The organism is Paenibacillus tyrphae, assembly GCF_024158745.1.
In the GTDB taxonomy this organism is placed as follows: Bacteria; Bacillota; Bacilli; order Paenibacillales; family NBRC-103111; genus Paenibacillus_G; species Paenibacillus_G tyrfis_A.
Genome location: NZ_JAMZAW010000035.1, coordinates 20,883 through 36,018, shown reverse-complemented (window position 1 = coordinate 36,018; position 15,136 = coordinate 20,883). Strand labels below are relative to the sequence as shown.

The 15,136-nt window shown below is 46.9% G+C and carries 16 protein-coding genes; 15 read left to right on the top strand and 1 reads right to left on the bottom strand.

The genetic code is table 11. The features are described from left to right. Positions 1 to 54: 54 nt before the first annotated feature. The 15 genes from NI000_RS33345 to NI000_RS33275 all read left to right on the top strand — a co-directional run bounded on the left by NI000_RS33345 (position 55) and on the right by NI000_RS33275 (position 14,869). Entirely contained in the window at positions 55 to 375 is a 321-nt protein-coding gene (locus tag NI000_RS33345) for a hypothetical protein (protein ID WP_253415632.1), read from the top strand. Between the two features lie 44 nt (positions 376 to 419). Continuing rightward, positions 420 to 965 carry a MerR family transcriptional regulator gene (locus tag NI000_RS33340; protein ID WP_253415631.1) on the top strand — a complete coding sequence of 182 codons (546 nt, stop codon included), beginning with the start codon at positions 420 to 422 and terminating at the stop codon, positions 963 to 965. Positions 966 to 2,023: 1,058 nt separating this feature from the next. Beyond that, the gene (locus tag NI000_RS33335) at positions 2,024 to 2,422 is read left to right on the top strand and encodes a ribbon-helix-helix domain-containing protein (RefSeq protein WP_253415630.1); all 399 of its coding nucleotides are present in this window, start codon (positions 2,024 to 2,026) and stop codon (positions 2,420 to 2,422) included. Continuing rightward, positions 2,415 to 3,758: a MobP3 family relaxase gene (gene mobP3, locus NI000_RS33330; RefSeq protein WP_253415629.1), complete on the top strand. Its 1,344-nt coding sequence runs from the start codon at positions 2,415 to 2,417 to the stop codon at positions 3,756 to 3,758. The genes NI000_RS33335 and mobP3 overlap by 8 nt, the downstream gene beginning before the upstream one ends. A gap of 23 nt (positions 3,759 to 3,781) precedes the next feature. Further along, positions 3,782 to 4,816 carry a ParM/StbA family protein gene (locus NI000_RS33325; RefSeq protein WP_253415628.1) on the top strand — a complete coding sequence of 345 codons (1,035 nt, stop codon included), beginning with the start codon at positions 3,782 to 3,784 and terminating at the stop codon, positions 4,814 to 4,816. Positions 4,817 to 4,818: 2 nt separating this feature from the next. Next, positions 4,819 to 5,154 (top strand): hypothetical protein, encoded by a 336-nt coding sequence (locus tag NI000_RS33320; RefSeq protein ID WP_253415627.1) that lies wholly within the window; start codon positions 4,819 to 4,821, stop codon positions 5,152 to 5,154. After that, positions 5,151 to 7,010, top strand: a complete 1,860-nt coding sequence (locus NI000_RS33315) for a VirD4-like conjugal transfer protein, CD1115 family (RefSeq protein WP_253415626.1) — start codon at positions 5,151 to 5,153, stop codon at positions 7,008 to 7,010. Before NI000_RS33320 ends, NI000_RS33315 begins: the two co-directional genes overlap by 4 nt. A gap of 17 nt (positions 7,011 to 7,027) precedes the next feature. Further along, positions 7,028 to 7,360: a hypothetical protein gene (locus NI000_RS33310; RefSeq protein ID WP_253415625.1), complete on the top strand. Its 333-nt coding sequence runs from the start codon at positions 7,028 to 7,030 to the stop codon at positions 7,358 to 7,360. Positions 7,361 to 7,399: 39 nt separating this feature from the next. After that, positions 7,400 to 8,353: a conjugal transfer protein TrbL family protein gene (locus tag NI000_RS33305; RefSeq protein WP_253415624.1), complete on the top strand. Its 954-nt coding sequence runs from the start codon at positions 7,400 to 7,402 to the stop codon at positions 8,351 to 8,353. Between the two features lie 15 nt (positions 8,354 to 8,368). Further along, entirely contained in the window at positions 8,369 to 8,677 is a 309-nt protein-coding gene (locus tag NI000_RS33300; protein WP_253415623.1) for a PrgI family mobile element protein, read from the top strand. Between the two features lie 48 nt (positions 8,678 to 8,725). Next, on the top strand, positions 8,726 to 9,394 hold the full coding sequence (locus NI000_RS33295) for a hypothetical protein (protein ID WP_253415622.1): 669 nt from the start codon (positions 8,726 to 8,728) through the stop codon (positions 9,392 to 9,394). A gap of 3 nt (positions 9,395 to 9,397) precedes the next feature. Beyond that, positions 9,398 to 11,245, top strand: a complete 1,848-nt coding sequence (locus NI000_RS33290) for a VirB4 family type IV secretion system protein (protein WP_253415621.1) — start codon at positions 9,398 to 9,400, stop codon at positions 11,243 to 11,245. Between the two features lie 143 nt (positions 11,246 to 11,388). Next, on the top strand, positions 11,389 to 12,216 hold the full coding sequence (locus NI000_RS33285; protein ID WP_253415620.1) for a M23 family metallopeptidase: 828 nt from the start codon (positions 11,389 to 11,391) through the stop codon (positions 12,214 to 12,216). 23 nt (positions 12,217 to 12,239) lie between these two features. Continuing rightward, positions 12,240 to 13,643, top strand: coding sequence for a hypothetical protein (locus tag NI000_RS33280; RefSeq protein ID WP_253415619.1), 1,404 nt, complete (start codon positions 12,240 to 12,242; stop codon positions 13,641 to 13,643). Between the two features lie 2 nt (positions 13,644 to 13,645). Next, the gene (locus NI000_RS33275) at positions 13,646 to 14,869 is read left to right on the top strand and encodes a GGDEF domain-containing response regulator (protein ID WP_253415618.1); all 1,224 of its coding nucleotides are present in this window, start codon (positions 13,646 to 13,648) and stop codon (positions 14,867 to 14,869) included. On the opposite strand, the gene NI000_RS33270 is transcribed toward NI000_RS33275, so the two are convergent. Then, on the bottom strand, positions 14,866 to 15,135 hold the full coding sequence (locus NI000_RS33270; RefSeq protein ID WP_253415617.1) for a hypothetical protein: 270 nt from the start codon (positions 15,133 to 15,135) through the stop codon (positions 14,866 to 14,868). The two genes, NI000_RS33275 and NI000_RS33270, sit on opposite strands and share 4 nt — an antisense overlap. Position 15,136 lies beyond the last annotated feature (1 nt).

Here is a 15,136-nt window from a genome sequence, read left to right as displayed (position 1 = left end):
GGGCCCGGGCTCGCTCGTAAGCCGAAATTTATAATTCCTAAAGGAGAGATCAAAATGGATCGATACCAAGCAATTGCTATGGCATATCAAATCGCTACACTGACTTACCCTTCACAACAAGTCATGGAGCTTCTTTTGCCCTTGCCGTATGAACGGACCTTAGATTTAATGTTGATTCTGAGGCAATCCCCAAGGCCCGTGAATTCCCCTCTTAATTTTCTACGGCGAGCTATAGAAGAAAATTGGACATCCGAGACGATGCCGGAGAAAATCAACCGTCGGGTACAAAATTATGAAGAGCGTTTTTATGCGAAACAAGGCTATTCTCCTGAGGAAGCAAGGGATATCGCAAGAAATAATCGTCAGGATTTATGACCGGCAGGAACAGCTCGTCTCCGTGAGGAATAAGTAACGCGGAGGTGAACGCGGTGGAGAACAAGGTATACTGGGCAAACGAGGTTGCAACAATCTTGAACGTCTCAAGAAGTACGTTGCGAAAATGGTCATTGGCTTTAGAGGCAGAAGGCTATGCGTTCGCGAGGGATGAACACGATAGAAGATGCTACGTTGAACGCGATATACCAGTGTTCCGCAAAATGAAGGTGATGTTGGATGATGGTATGACGATGGAGAACGCGGCAACAGTTGCAAAAGCCCTCTATGACAAGGAAAAGGAGGACATGTCAGGTTCGGTAAGCATGGTCGTTCACGCTGATAACAAGCGTTCGGATGAGCGTTATTTGGAGTTAGTAACGCAGTTCCAGGATATGCGGAGCTTGTTAGAGCGGATGGAAACGCAAATGTATGAACAACAAGCGGAATTACGCCAACAGCTTGCGGATCAACAGCAGTACATTGAAGAGTCTTTGAATCGTCGAGATGAGTTGCTTATGAAGGCCGTCCGAGAGGCATTAGAAGAACGGCAGAGAGTCGCAGAAAAAAAGTGGTGGGAGTTTTGGAAGTAAATTAAATGATTTCGCATTCATAATTTTGTTATGACTAAATCCTAATAAAACCTTATTTTTATTAGCTTATATGGTCAGAAATCTATTATGAAAATTATTTGATGGCTCTCGAAAACGGTTTAGGGAAAGCTATTGCAAGGAAATGAATATACAGAAACTCAATAATTTTGCTCTAACCGGCTAGATATACCTGGATTATGAGCAATTGGCAGTTGCTCAATTCTTTATTAATTATGACCGCCTAACACCTTTATTCATAAGGATTTATACCTGTTTTTCGCTGAATTTTTCATAAAGAAATATCTGGACGTTCATCGCAGTTATGAAAAATTCAATGAAAAATGCTAAATAATCCTTATATGACAAGGTTTTAATCGTTAATAAAACAATTTTCATCTCGTTATGAATATGTTTGTATAAAATGCGTGATAATCCTTTAAAAATGTGGTTTTTCTTGGTCATAAAACTTAGTTGTTTATGTGATTAGTTTGGGCTACAATGTAAGAGTGGAAAATGCTACTACAATACACGAGGCAGAAAGTTGGTGTGAACATGGAAAATCATTCATTGGTTGTTTTCGATTTAGACGGGACCGTTGAATTCGAGGCAGATGGTTATGTTACGTTTGAAGCCGCGGCAAAAGCAGCCGAGAGTCTTTGGCGTGTGGATCGCTCAGAGCCTGCGGGATTAGAGCCGTCAATTTCCGAAATTGTAGTTATAAGCGGCGGAACCTCAATCTCGATTTTGCCAGAGGAGGCCCCAGGGGCTCAGCTGGATGATAGCTCGCGGAGGATCGTTACCACGACGGCGATTTCCCGAAGGCCGCTGCGGAGCAGCTGAAACCTACCCGGAATTCGTGGGTAGGTTTCTAAGGCAGGATAAGGCGCGTGCCGCGCAAGGGCTACACATCCCCGGCAAAGCCGGGGAGAATACGGTTAAGTGGTGACTACAATTATGGCTACAAAATGATATTTAGGTCTTTCGTTGGACTACAAAATGTGGTAAAATAGTCTTATAGAAATGCTTCTTGTGACTACGGTAGGAGAAAGGGTGAAAACATGACGAAAGAGCTGTTAAACCCCATGCGGATCCGTTTGGAAAAAGACTTGGACGATCAATTGAGCGCCCTGGCGATCCGAAGAGGGGAATCCAAAGCAGAACTGTGCCGAAGGCTGCTTCGCCAAGCAGTTGCACAAGAAACTGCTAAAGATGGCATCGATCCGATTTTAGTAGCGGTCCGTCAAGCGATGGCTGATGTTTTGAAACCGGCAGAGGAACGACTTGCGAAAATTAATGCGAAAACGGCGATCGCTGCGGCGACAGGAATGTACATGAATATGCAAGTGTATGAGGAGTTTGGCAAAGACTCGAAAGCTCTTTATGAAGCAGCTCGTAAAAAAGCCGTAGCATTCGTGAAGCAGCCAAACGATCAGTTAATGGGAGGCAGCGATGGCTGAACGGCGAGAAAACCTCGTCTCCGAGCATCGCAGATTTCAAGCACCGTTCATTTTTAAAATGTCGTTCTATTCGCCGACTGCAAAAAATAAATCCAAGAACGCCGCGCATATAAGTTATATTGGCACAAGGCCAGGAGCGGATATGGGCGTTGAACTGGACGCGGATGAAAAGGGTGTCTCAGAAATTTCAGACGAACTGGCCGTAGACCCAGGATCGGCCGCAGGCCACGTGAAATACGCACATGAACGTCCCGGCAGCCATGGGCTATTTTCTGCAGCCGGTGACACCCCAAATTTAAAGCAAATTCAATCAGAGCTAGAACAGCATGAGGGTGTGGTGTGGCGTTCCATTTTAAGTTTGTCCGAGGAAGACGCAAAACGACTAGACTTTGACTCGCGAACAAAATGGGAGGATGCATTGCGGGCGGCCGTTCCGGAAGCTGCTGCTAAAATGGGGATTCGTGAGTCGAATCTTCGGTGGGTAGCTGCTTTTCACCAGGAACAAGGTCATCCCCACGTGCATCTAGTCATTTGGGAGAAGGAACCGGAGCGGAGGAAAGGACTGCTTTCCAAAGGCGAGCGGATCGACGTAAAAAAATCATTCATGAAACAGATCTATGCCGAGGAACAAACCCGTCTATTTCAAGAAAAAACGGCAATGCGGGACTTAATCCGGGACTTGGCCAAAGGCGACACCGAAAAAGCTCTGACGATCATGGATGACGTGCGTAAGGAAATGAAGGCTGTTGAATTAGATCTTAAAGCAGCCGGTGGCGGCAAGCCCGGTATTGCACCGAAAGCATACCCCGAGGATATCAAGAAAATCGCCGTGCAGATGGACGAGCTTTCTAAGCTGCTGCCAGGTAAAGGCAGGGTAGCTCTGAAATACATGCCGGAGGAAGCTAAATCGAAAGTGCGACAAATGGCGGAACATATGATGCAGCAGCCAGCATTCAAGGACTCGCTGAATCGCTATATGACATCCGTGGAAGAAATGACCCGACTACATACCACCAATCCGGAAGCCATTAAAAAGGCACAGGATAAAGCATATTCTGACCTGCGGGATCGGGTGGCCAACGTCCTTCTGAAAGGTGCGGCAAAAGTCAATAAAATCAATCGGGAAGATTTTAAGAAGGAGCTGATGGATAAAAAAGCGGTTCGGGAAGCTTCTCGACAACAAGCGAATGTCGCTAAAAGTGTATGGAAGTCGGTATGGAGCGCTATGGAACAAGCCCGGATGAAAAACGAGGCCCAGGGCGAGATCCAAAAACGACAAGAAGCGAGACGCCAGCAGCGAATTAGGCAGCAGCAACAAGAACATGAAAAAGATTAATCATCGAAAGTGAGGATAAAAATATGAGAATTTCCGTGGACATTGGTTTTGGTTATACAAAGGCAGTTAGCGAAGCAGGACAAGAAGTAACATTCCCTTCTATTGTCGGCCGCAAGTTTGCCAGCTCTTTAGAAGGGATCTTGGGTGGAAATCAAGAGGATTATATCGTGACGCTCAGCTATCCGGACAAACCGGAAGAGGATGCACAGTCCTACTATGTTGGGGACGCTGCTATGACGGCAGGCGGGAACCGGACCTGGGAAGAGGAACATGCAAAAAATCGCAATCTTGAAGTACTGATATCTACAGCAGTTGGACTTCTCAATGAAAAAGACGAAGAGCCGATACAACTTGCGGTCGGCCTGCCGATGACAGTTTTTAAAGCCCAGCAAAAAGAGATTCAACGGAAACTGACCGGTCTTCATATTACTTGCGTCATCGGGAAGAAAACCAAGGAATTGCAAGTCGATACCGTATTTGTGTTTCCGCAAGGTGCAGGGGTATACTACGCCGCGCTGCATGACATCAATGGAGAGATTAAGAACGTTGACCTATTGAATAAACAAGTCGCGGTCATTGACGTTGGTTATCGAACCACTGATTTTCTTTTCATGGTAAGAGGCAAGAAGGGTTTGGTCGCGCGTCCCGAGCCATTCAGCGGCTCAGAAGATATCGGAATGAATACTGCACATATGGAAATACAGACCGAAATTTTAAAGCCTCTCAGGGGGCAGCAAGTGGACTTATTGGATATCGAAAAGGCGTTGCTTTGGCACAATGGCATGCTCTCCGTAAAAGGCGGGGAACTGGATTTAAAACCATATCGGGCACGTGCCTACGCAAACGTCTCGAACGAGATTACTTCCAGATTGAAAAGACGCTGGGGGGATGACATTAACACCCTTGCTTCGATCATTTCTGGCGGTGGCGGCGGAGATGCGCTGCATTCCCATTTTGAAAATAGTTTCCCTGTGTTAACGAAAATTGAAAAACCGGAATATGCCAATGCCCGAGGCTATTTGGCTGCTCAGGCGCTTGTCATGAAGGGAAGAGGATAACCTTGGCTCACTATAGGTTATCTGCGAAGGTTGAATTTTCGCCGGAAGCTGAAAAGCTGTACCTTGATTCGAAAAATAAGTCGGAATTTATCCTGACGGCCATCGAGTTTTACGCGCATCATGGCAAGGCGATTCAAGAAGATCTTACAGAGATAAAAAAACTCTTGCTTGAGATGAAGGAAAAGGGAATTTCGGTTCCCCTTTCCTTGTCCGATCAGGAAAAGACGCCAGATGTTCCAGAGACTCCAAAAAAGGAAATGTCAGAGGAAGAAAAGGCCATGCAGGAAAGCATTATGAGTACCCTCGTTGGTTTTCTAGGGGAGGATGACGACGAATGAAAAAATTGATTCCCATGGCGATCCTCGTGCTTTTGGACATTCTGCTTCTCCCGTCGATTCTTCGGTTTCCAGAATATTTTAAAACGCATAAGGCCCGCGCACCGTCATTTTGGCTTGAAGAATTCAATATCATCGAGGCAGGAAAACTTGTGCTGACAGATCCGCAGCTTCAAAAGTTGTGGCTGATCTGTCAGCCCCTAATTCTTGCTCTCACACTTATGCTTTTCTGGAAAACTGGAAATAACAGATCCTCTGGCCTGGGTGGACCGGACGGTATCGGCTCCGGGGAGTATGGTACAAGCCGTTGGATGACCACAAAGGAAATAGATAAAAAAACTACAAGATGGAAATTTGGCGAGGTCGTTCAAAAAGGCGGGATAGTTGTTGGAGTGATGCTGAAAAAGGCTTATGCCTGGATCGTTGACTTGGATTTACATACTCTCATCATTGGTACAACGCGATCCGGTAAATCCCGGCGATTGGTTATGCCGACAATATGGCAGCTCGCGCACGCGGGCGAAAGTATGGTTCTGACCGATCCCAAAGGGGAGCTCTATGAAAAATCCCATCGATTTCTCAAAGAAAAAGGGTACAACGTTGTTTTTCTGGATTTTCGGGAGCCAGGACGCGGAAACCGATGGAATCCATTGCATCCTGTAGTCGATGCACTCAAACGAGACAAACCGTCAGAGGCAGCACAGCAGGCAAACAGTGTGGCTCACATGTTTGTTCATCAAACACCTGGATCAAAGAAGGGAGATCAAACGTGGAATAACGGCGCAGAGAGCGTCATATCGGCTCTGAGCTTGGCTGTGGCGATTGAAGCGCCCGACAACAAGCAAAAGCACATGACAAGCGTTTATAAGATGCTTGGTGAGCTGGGCGAGGTTCAAAAAGTCTTAGTTGGAAAACAGCTTATCGATTATGTTCCCTTGAACGATTACATGAAAAATTTACCTAAAGATCACCCTGCCCGGGATGCATTTATCGCTGCCCGGCTTGCTCCGGAACGAATGCGCGGCAGCTTTTACGCTCAAGTTGCATCGTTGCTCCGGTTCTTTGCTGATCCCTCAATTTCATATTTAACCGGTGAACAGGATCATGAACTGGAAGGCGTTGGTAAGGAAAAGACAGCGGTATTCCTGATCATTCCAGACGAGGACTCAACCCGGCATCCACTGGCTGCGCTCTACGTTGAGCAAACGTATCAAGCATTGGTCAAGCTGGCAAACAAGAATGCAGGCAGAATTCCGGTCCGCGTGAATATGATCCTTGACGAATTCGGCAATATGCCGCCGTTTAAAGACTTCGCAACGAAGTTGACCGTTTCAGGGGGTCGGGGGATTCGCTGGCATCTCATTGTACAAGATTTTCAGCAACTCGAAGTCCTGTACCAGGGAGCTGCCGATACCATCAAAGGGAATTGCCATGTTTGGCTGTATTTGTTGACATCCAGCACAAAGACTGCGGAGGAAATTAGTAAAAAGTTGGGTGATAAAACAATTCAAACGGAAGGATCAAGCGTAACCGATGGCGGGCGAAATGTTTCCCATAGTCAGAGCACCGGTAAGACCGGACGTAGATTATTAAAACCGGAAGAACTAGAGCGTTTCCCTGAGAATGAAGCAATTGTTATTCGGCTCAGGCATGATCCGGCTCGCGTGCCTCTTCCGGATCTAAGTCAATGGCCAGCTAATGCAGTGTTTGACGATGTGGGAGGTGATGAAGAAAGAACCATCGAAAAAGTGCCTGTTTTTATCCCAGATATGGGAGGCGGGGCCCCAGCAGAGGAAGAAGTCGCTACTGGGGACGAAGAAGAGGAAGAAGATTTTGTGTTTGTGGACGATGAAGACTAAACCAGGAGGATAAGTACATGAAAAAAATTACTAACCGCACGACTACTTTGTTTTTCTTATTTATGTTAATTTCCACGTTTATGTTTGCTTCGGCTGCTTTTGCAGCACAGCCGAAAATTGTTTCAGGTACTGAAAAATTAATCAGTGATGCTATGACTTGGTTACTTATTCTTATTCCAACTTCTGCGGCGTTGAAATTAGGTTACCACGCAATGATGAAGTATATGGCCGATGACAATCCAGGAATTATTGTAGAGCAGAATAAAAAAATGAAACATACTCTTATCGGTGCAGCCATTGCAGTAACGGCTACCGGGCTTGTAGATTTTATCATTTCCTACTACAAGTAAAAGATTGGACGATTTAGGTGTTGAAGGGGGGGATAGCGCATGAATCCGATGTCGTGGCTTGTTGAAGGCGCGGTTGAGGACTTTTTAAAAAAGCAAGTTGAACAAGCGATTAACTTGTTTCTCCAATTCCTGACGGCGATATCAGGCATGGCCACACAAGTATTGGATCTGCCGGTTGTCGTCCAAGCGATCGCATACAGCCAAGCGATCGCAGGAGCAATCCTGGTTACAAAGGTTGCCTACGAAGCTTGGGTTACCTACATACTTCGTATGAACGGAGACTCAGACGCGGATCCTGGGGGATTGTTGTTTCGCACCGCAGCCGCAGCCGCCTTCATAGGAGGGGTGCCGTGGCTTGTGCGTTGGATGTATGGTTTCGGAGGGGAAATAGCTTCGGACATTGCCAAATTGCCCGGAGTAGATTACGCCAGCGCCGGTTCCCCTTTTGAAAAGCTATTGGACATGGTTGTTGCTGACAGAACATATATGACTTTTATGGCTGTCGGTGTGCTGTTTGCTGTTGTCGTGTTTATTATAATTTTGATTCAGACGTTTGTTCGTGCCGCAGAACTGGCCGTTGCTGCCGTTGTCGGCAGTTTTATGGCTTTGGGATTGACCAATAGGGGAAGCCAAGCGTTTTCCACCTGGTTTCGAGAAATGATTAGTTTATCTATGGCCCAAGCCATTCAAATGTTCTTAATTAAGGTTAGTTTTTTCACTCTCACGTCGTTTTCTTTCGCCGGTATACCACTTATCAATTTATATCTATTTTGCGGATTTTTGTGGGTTACGTACAAATCACCATCGATTCTCAAGCAATATATTCATTCAACCGGCATAGGACAGGCTGGCGGTGGAATCGCCCAGACAGCTGTTCAAATGCTGCTTATGCGCGGTGGTGGTGCTGTCAGTGGAGCAGCTTCAGCCGCAGCTTCAAGCGTAGCATCCAACGTTTCCACAAGCGCTCGCGCGGGCAGTTTTGTACGGAAATGAAGAGGAGGTTAAGCATTGGATCTGTATTTTCTGATTCCGAAAAATGTTCGTACACGTATGGAGTTTTTCACCGGATTCGGATGGTTTGAATTGTTCATCTTGCTTATTGGGTTGGGAGTGGGAATTCTCCTCTTCGGAATCGCCTTCCTCATTACTCACTCGTTTATTACCTTGCTATTTATTGTCGTAGGAGGGACCGCAGGTTTTCTTCTCGGAAAACCAAATCCCTATACTGGAATGAATGCACTTAGCTTTCTTAAAGCATTTAAAGCATTCAAAACAAAGCGTAACCGGTACTTCTATCGGTTTGGCGACGGAAGATAATTTGTCTGCGATTTTAGTTCTTAATTAAGAACAATGAGGAGAACACCCATGATCGGAAAACTCTTGAGAAAAAACAAGGGAGGAGAAAAAAAGCCGGCTGCAGCTCCTACAGCTGCACCGGTTACCTCCGACAAGTCAGCTCAAGGTTGGATGCCGGTGAAAGACGTATATAACGGCTTCATTCATCGAAAGGATGGTACGCTGATTGCAGCCATCCGTATCCAGCCGGTTAACTTCAATTTGTTATCGGAAACTGAGAAATTGCGGAAAATCAAGGCACTGGAAGAAGTTTTGAATGGACTCGATCAACCTTTTCAAATCATCTCCATCGCCCGGCCAGTTGATCTTGACGCCTACATTGCCAGCCTGGACGAGATGAAAAGCAATGTTACCGATCGGATCAAATCGCGGCTCTTGGCTGGCTACATGACACATGCGGCCGCAATGGCCACTAGCGGCGAAGCCTTGGAGAGACAATTTTATATTTTGCTCGATCAACCCGTAAGTAAAAACGGACAGAAAGATGAAGCTAATCTATTCCGGAGAGCTACGGAATTATCCCTAAGCTTTTCCGGCGCGGATTTAAGTGGACATGTTTGTAACGACGAGGAGCTGCGCGATTTACTCTTTATCTTTACGAATCCGAACCAGGCGGCTTATGAACGAGCTCCTGTGACGCAAATGATATTACCGACACTCTTTATGGGGGAGGAATAACGAGTGAGCGAAGCAGCAACTAAACCAAAAAAGAAAAAAACACAGGCTCCTACACCCCAAATGACGGCGCTGTTGGATATCATCAGTCCAACGGCGATTCACTTCAAACCGAAGGACCTCGTGTTTGGGGAACTATACCAAACGATTATTACGGTTACAGATTATCCGCCGCGTGTTGGAGCTGCATGGCTTTCCCGTGTAGCGACATTACCAGGCGTTGTTGTTTCAATACATGCTCAACCAACTGATCCTATCGCTCTCATTCAACAAATTACTGTGTCTATGGGGGAGTTATCTGCAAAGCTGCAGTCCAGTGGAAGTCCGGTAGTTATTGAACGGTCAGAGCAGCAATATCTAGATGCCAAAACCCTGCTAAAGAAAATTGACAGCGAGCAGCAAAACGTTTTTTATATTACGGTTGTGATGGTCGTTTCGGCTAACGATCCGGACGAGCTCCAGCAGCGAAAAAAGCGTGTGGAATCTATTCTTTCCGCTGCCGGTATGCGTGGGCGTACACCAATGTTTCGTCAAGAGGAAGGATTACGGGCTGCAGGACCATTCAAAATATTAGAGCCGGAGATTGCAGATATCGGCGCGAGAAATATGCCGGTAGAAACCATCGCAGCATCGTATCCGTTTGTATATTCCGGAATCAATGATGGTAAAGGCGTACTGCTGGGAACAGATCGATCCGGGGGTATTGTACTGATCGATTTCTGGATGCGTGAAGGAAGTCGGACCAATACCAACATGACGGTTATGGGGCGTCCAGGTGTTGGGAAATCGACGACAATTAAAAAAATCCTGATGAACGAATTTGCACAGGGGACAAAAATTATCATCATCGATCCGGAGCGTGAGTATCGGGACTTGTGCAAGAACCTGGGTGGCGATTGGATTGATTGCGGGGGAGGAAGAAAAGGCCGCATTAATCCGTTCCAAGTGCGCGTGGTACCGGAAGATGACGACGATGACGAAGAAGAAAAATTCTACAGTTCCGAGCTATCTACCCTTGGACCATTAGCGCTTCATTTCCAAACCCTGCGGACCTTTTATAGATTGTATTTAAAAAATATAACGAAGATCCAACAAGGTTTGTTGGAGGTCGCGTGGGAAGAAATCTATAAGGCTAAGGGAATAACGTGGAACACGGATCCGCTCACTATTCAAAATCATGAATGGCCGGACCCAACTCACCTATTTGAATACGTTGATGGCAAATCCAAAGAAGAAAACGCAGATCCGGAATGGCGGCAATTGGCTACTATGCTTCGTGCTTCCGCGATAGGTGCGGATCAGGCGCTCTGGGCCGGTGAAACTACAATCAAAGCCGATTCTGATTTCGTCGTACTGGACATACACACGCTGCTGGGCGGCGACGAAGAAATCCGGAAAGCCCAATTCTTCAATGTTTTATCTTGGGCTTGGAGCGAAATTGCTAAAGATCGCACGCAAAAAGTAATTCTGGCCGTAGATGAAGCCTATCTTCTCGTGGACCCGGATACGCCACAGGCATTACAGTTCCTTCGCAATACATCCAAGCGGATTCGGAAATACGAAGGAGCACTTATGGTCATCACGCATAACATGGTAGACTTCATGGATCCGGCCGTGCAGCGGTATGGACAAGCCTTGATTGATAACCCTGTGTACAAGCTCATTATGGGCCAGGGTGACAAAGATATCGAGGCGCTGACAAAGCTCATGACGCTCTCGGAAAGGGAAATCCAAACACTGACCGAAGGGAAACGCGGCGAAGCCCTCCTTGTGGCCGGGAACCGGCGCATCCATGCCAAAATCGACGTAACTGACTTTGAGCTTGAAATGTTCGGAAAGGGCGGCGGACGTTAATGCCGATATGGCTTTTAAAACTAGCCGCCCAGCTCGTTCCACCCGATAAAGCCTTAAAAATCATTTTAGGGGCCGCCTTTGCTTGTATTGTTATTTTCATCATGCTTTTCGCGGCTCCGATCATGATTTACAAACATCTTCCAATGGGAAAAACGACTGCCGAATTCAATTTTTATTCGAATGCAGTGAAGACGATCCAGAACGAAACCGGCGGCGTCTTAATCAACTGGCAAAAAATCATGGCGATCGATGCCGTGCTACTCGAACAAGATTTCTCCAAATCGAGCGAAGGGCGCGCCTATAGTTACAAGAAATACTTCATTCGCGAAGAACAGGTAAAAGTTGAACAGACGTGTTCCGCAATGGACGCCAACGGAAACACCGTAAGCTTCGATTGCTCGTATTACAGGACGGTATATTACGAGCGGGACTTTGATCAGGTGCTGCAGATGCTTGTGGCCGATGGAAAGCTCGGAGCGGACAAAATCGAAGACGTGAAGCGATATATGACTTATGATGCATCTGCGTTTAAAGATGTGGGCGGGGGCGAAACGATGCCGCCAGGCTGGATGCCATCGACCAAAGATTTTGTATGGCCTGTACCGAACGTCTTTACCATCACATCGCGGTTTGGGCCGAGGGTAGACCCTATAGAGTTCACATCCAAGGTACATACCGGTTTGGATATTGGAGCTAAGGAAGGAACGCAGATCGTGGCCGTGAAAGAAGGAAAAGTCACTTACGCGAAAATGATGGGGACGGCCGGTAATACCGTAATTATTCAACATGCGAGCAACGTGGAAACGCGATACTATCATATGAGCAAAATTTCCGTAAAAGCCGGGCAAGAGGTCAAAGCAAACGACGTTGTCGGCGCGGTTGGAACAACCGGGAATAGCACCGGTCCGCATCTTCATTTGGAAGTCCGAATCGGAGGAACGCCGGTCGATCCGCTGCCATACTTTCAGTAAACGTAAAACGAGGTGAGAAAAGCGTGTATGGAATCATAGCGAATCAGTACGCAGATGACATCAAGGATGTACTGGAAGGCAAGCATATTTTGTTTGAAAGAACCGGCTCATTTAAGCCGGAAGAGTTTCACCAAATTTGTACGGCAGCTGCAGGCGTCGCAATTGACGTTCTGATCGTCGATATAACGTGCTGCAGCTCCGACTTTGATATCGTTAAGGGGTTGCGTAAGTATCGTGTGGCCAGAAGCTCACGCGTCGTTCTGATCGCTCCTGGAAGGCAGCCGGGAGACTCGACCATATCCGCTCTTGTCGGCGCAGGCGTGTATGATATCGTTTCACCGGCCTTGCCGGTTGCCGAAGACGAGGACGAAGAGCCGGACGAGCTGGACATACGGCCGTACCTCTCGCAGCAGCTCTCTATGAGTTACCACCTTGGAAATGCCGCCCGCTGGCATTTATTTGACGAGGAGCCAGAGCTGCCCGAACGAGAAGACACAGCGCAATCGAAACGTGGAAAAAAAGAAAAAGTAGTAGTCGTTAAAGAAACCGTTCGGGAAGTCGAAAAGGTTGTACAGGTTGAAACGTATAAGGTGCTCCCTAATAAGACGATTGTAATCGGGAGCCTATATCCGGGAGCCGGGTCCTCTTTTGTCGCTATCACGATTGCAAGATTGCTCAATTATTTGGGTGTTCCGAACGCTCTCGTCGAATCGCCGGCGAACACACCGGAGCTCTATTCTTTGCTCTATGGCGATAAGTACGCACCGGTTCTGAATGATAACGGCCGAGAAGTACCATATCCGTTTCTGGCAGATCAAATCCTAACTGGCATTCGCGTGAGTCGGGAAGTCGAATGGACGGACGGAGGGACGACCTGGTATCCGGCTAACCCTAAACCGACATTTAAGCAGGAATGGAGCTACGAGCATACGTACAAATTGCTTCTTTCGGTGAAAAGTCCGATCGTTTTATACGACGTTTCCCATGCCTGGCAGCATGATAGCGTCAAAAACATTTGTCTGGATGCGGACGAAGTCGTCTTTGTTTGTGATCCGGCGCCGTCTAAATTCGATCGGCCCGATACGCTCAAGCATACCGAATTTCTTGCTGACTTGAAGAAAAAAGGGAAAACGGTCCATGTTGTGGCCAATCGGGATATTGAGACGCAGCTGACCAATCATCGAAGTGAATGGATCCGCTCACTCCCTATATTGCCGACGTGCATACACCCTTATGTCCCTTATCAGGACATCATAGAGTCGATATGGGAGGGGAAGTTGGTGCAGGATCACCCGGAAATTTCACAAAAGCTTCTAGCAGCCTGCTATCCGCTCATCCGGAAGCTTGTCCCGCCGTCCTTTCCATTGCAGCCGTTGGTCCGTAAGCCCGGATTATTCTCCAAAATATTTAAAAAGGGGAGGGGTTAGTTTTGTATCGGATACTCATTGTAGATCGGGACAAGGACTTTCGTGTTAATTTGTCCGCCGTGCTTCAATCTAAAGGCTTTACAACAAGTACAGCTGGCAATATAGAAACAGCGAAGCAGCTCCTGCAGGAAGAGAAGTTTCAATTTCTGCTATACCAGGAAGATGATTTTTTTCCGGTCGAAACGCTTTTCAAATTTTTGCAGGAAGACATGCTGCTTCGCTTTTTGCCCGTATGTGTGCTCGCGAAAGACAAAAAGCAAAAGGAAAAGTACTTTCAGCTCGGGGCCATGGAAGTCCTCATACATCCCTTCGAGATTGAGGAGCTGCTGACGCGGATCCAAAACCTTGTTGACCATGCCTACGAGCTGGAACAAACAGCCTTTCGAGATCCGCTGACTAAAGTGTACAACCGCCGATATTTTGAACAACAGCTCCGGTATGAGATGGAGCGAGCGCGCCGGTTACAAACGCCTGTGTCGCTAAGTTTTACCGACGCGGACCGGTTCAAGTCCATCAATGATACCTTTGGCCATCATGTAGGGGATCTTGTGCTGCAGGGACTGGCGAATCTGATTCAGCGAAATCTCCGTGGTGGTGATATCCTGGGGCGATTCGGCGGTGAAGAATTTGTCGTACTGATGCCGGGATGTAGCGGTCAGGACGCTTATCAGAAAATTAACAGCATCTTGGAGCAGGCACGTCGCGAGCCGGTGGCCGTTCACGACGGCGATCAACAACGCTTTGTCACCTTCTCAGCTGGCGTATGTGAGTGGAGGGACGGTATGAGCCTGGAAGAATGGATCAAGCTTGCCGATGATGCTGCGTATGAAGCGAAACTTCAAGGGAGAAATCAGGTAATTTTATCTGGCCAGAATGGCAAAAAGAAAGGAGAGAGAAAAAAAGGGGTTATTCTAGTGGATCAAAGGGGCCGGGGTCCATATTTTTTCTCTGATGAACTCGAAATATTTGAAACCAGTTCCCATGAGACAATGGAAACGCTGAAAAACAATCCTATCGAAATTTGCGTGATCAATATCCAGCATGCGGAATTGGAAGCCTTTAGCTTTGTTGAAAAAATCAAGACGGACTATCCGCATATGAAGGTCGTTGTCATTAGTGAGGAAGCAAGTAACTCCTATCTGCTCTCTGCTCTGCGCGTGGGTGCCGATCATTTCCTTCAACATCCATACAGCGACATCGACTTGGAGATAGCCCTATCATGCTAGTCCTGTTGCTCCTGTTGGCGGTTCGAAATAATGTGTTTGATATACTCATCAAGGGGAATTTGAAGTGCTTCGGCTTCCTTTCGAAGAACGCTAATGTCCGGGAATATCTTGATGTAAATTTCGAATGCTTCGATAACCATATTGTTAATATGTTCATCATGCTCAATAGAAAGCTGTTTCATTTTTTTGTAAATTCGGTCTTTTGGCACATAGACCGACCACTTCTTTACGTCCGGCAACTTGGGATCCGAATACAACTTAGTCACT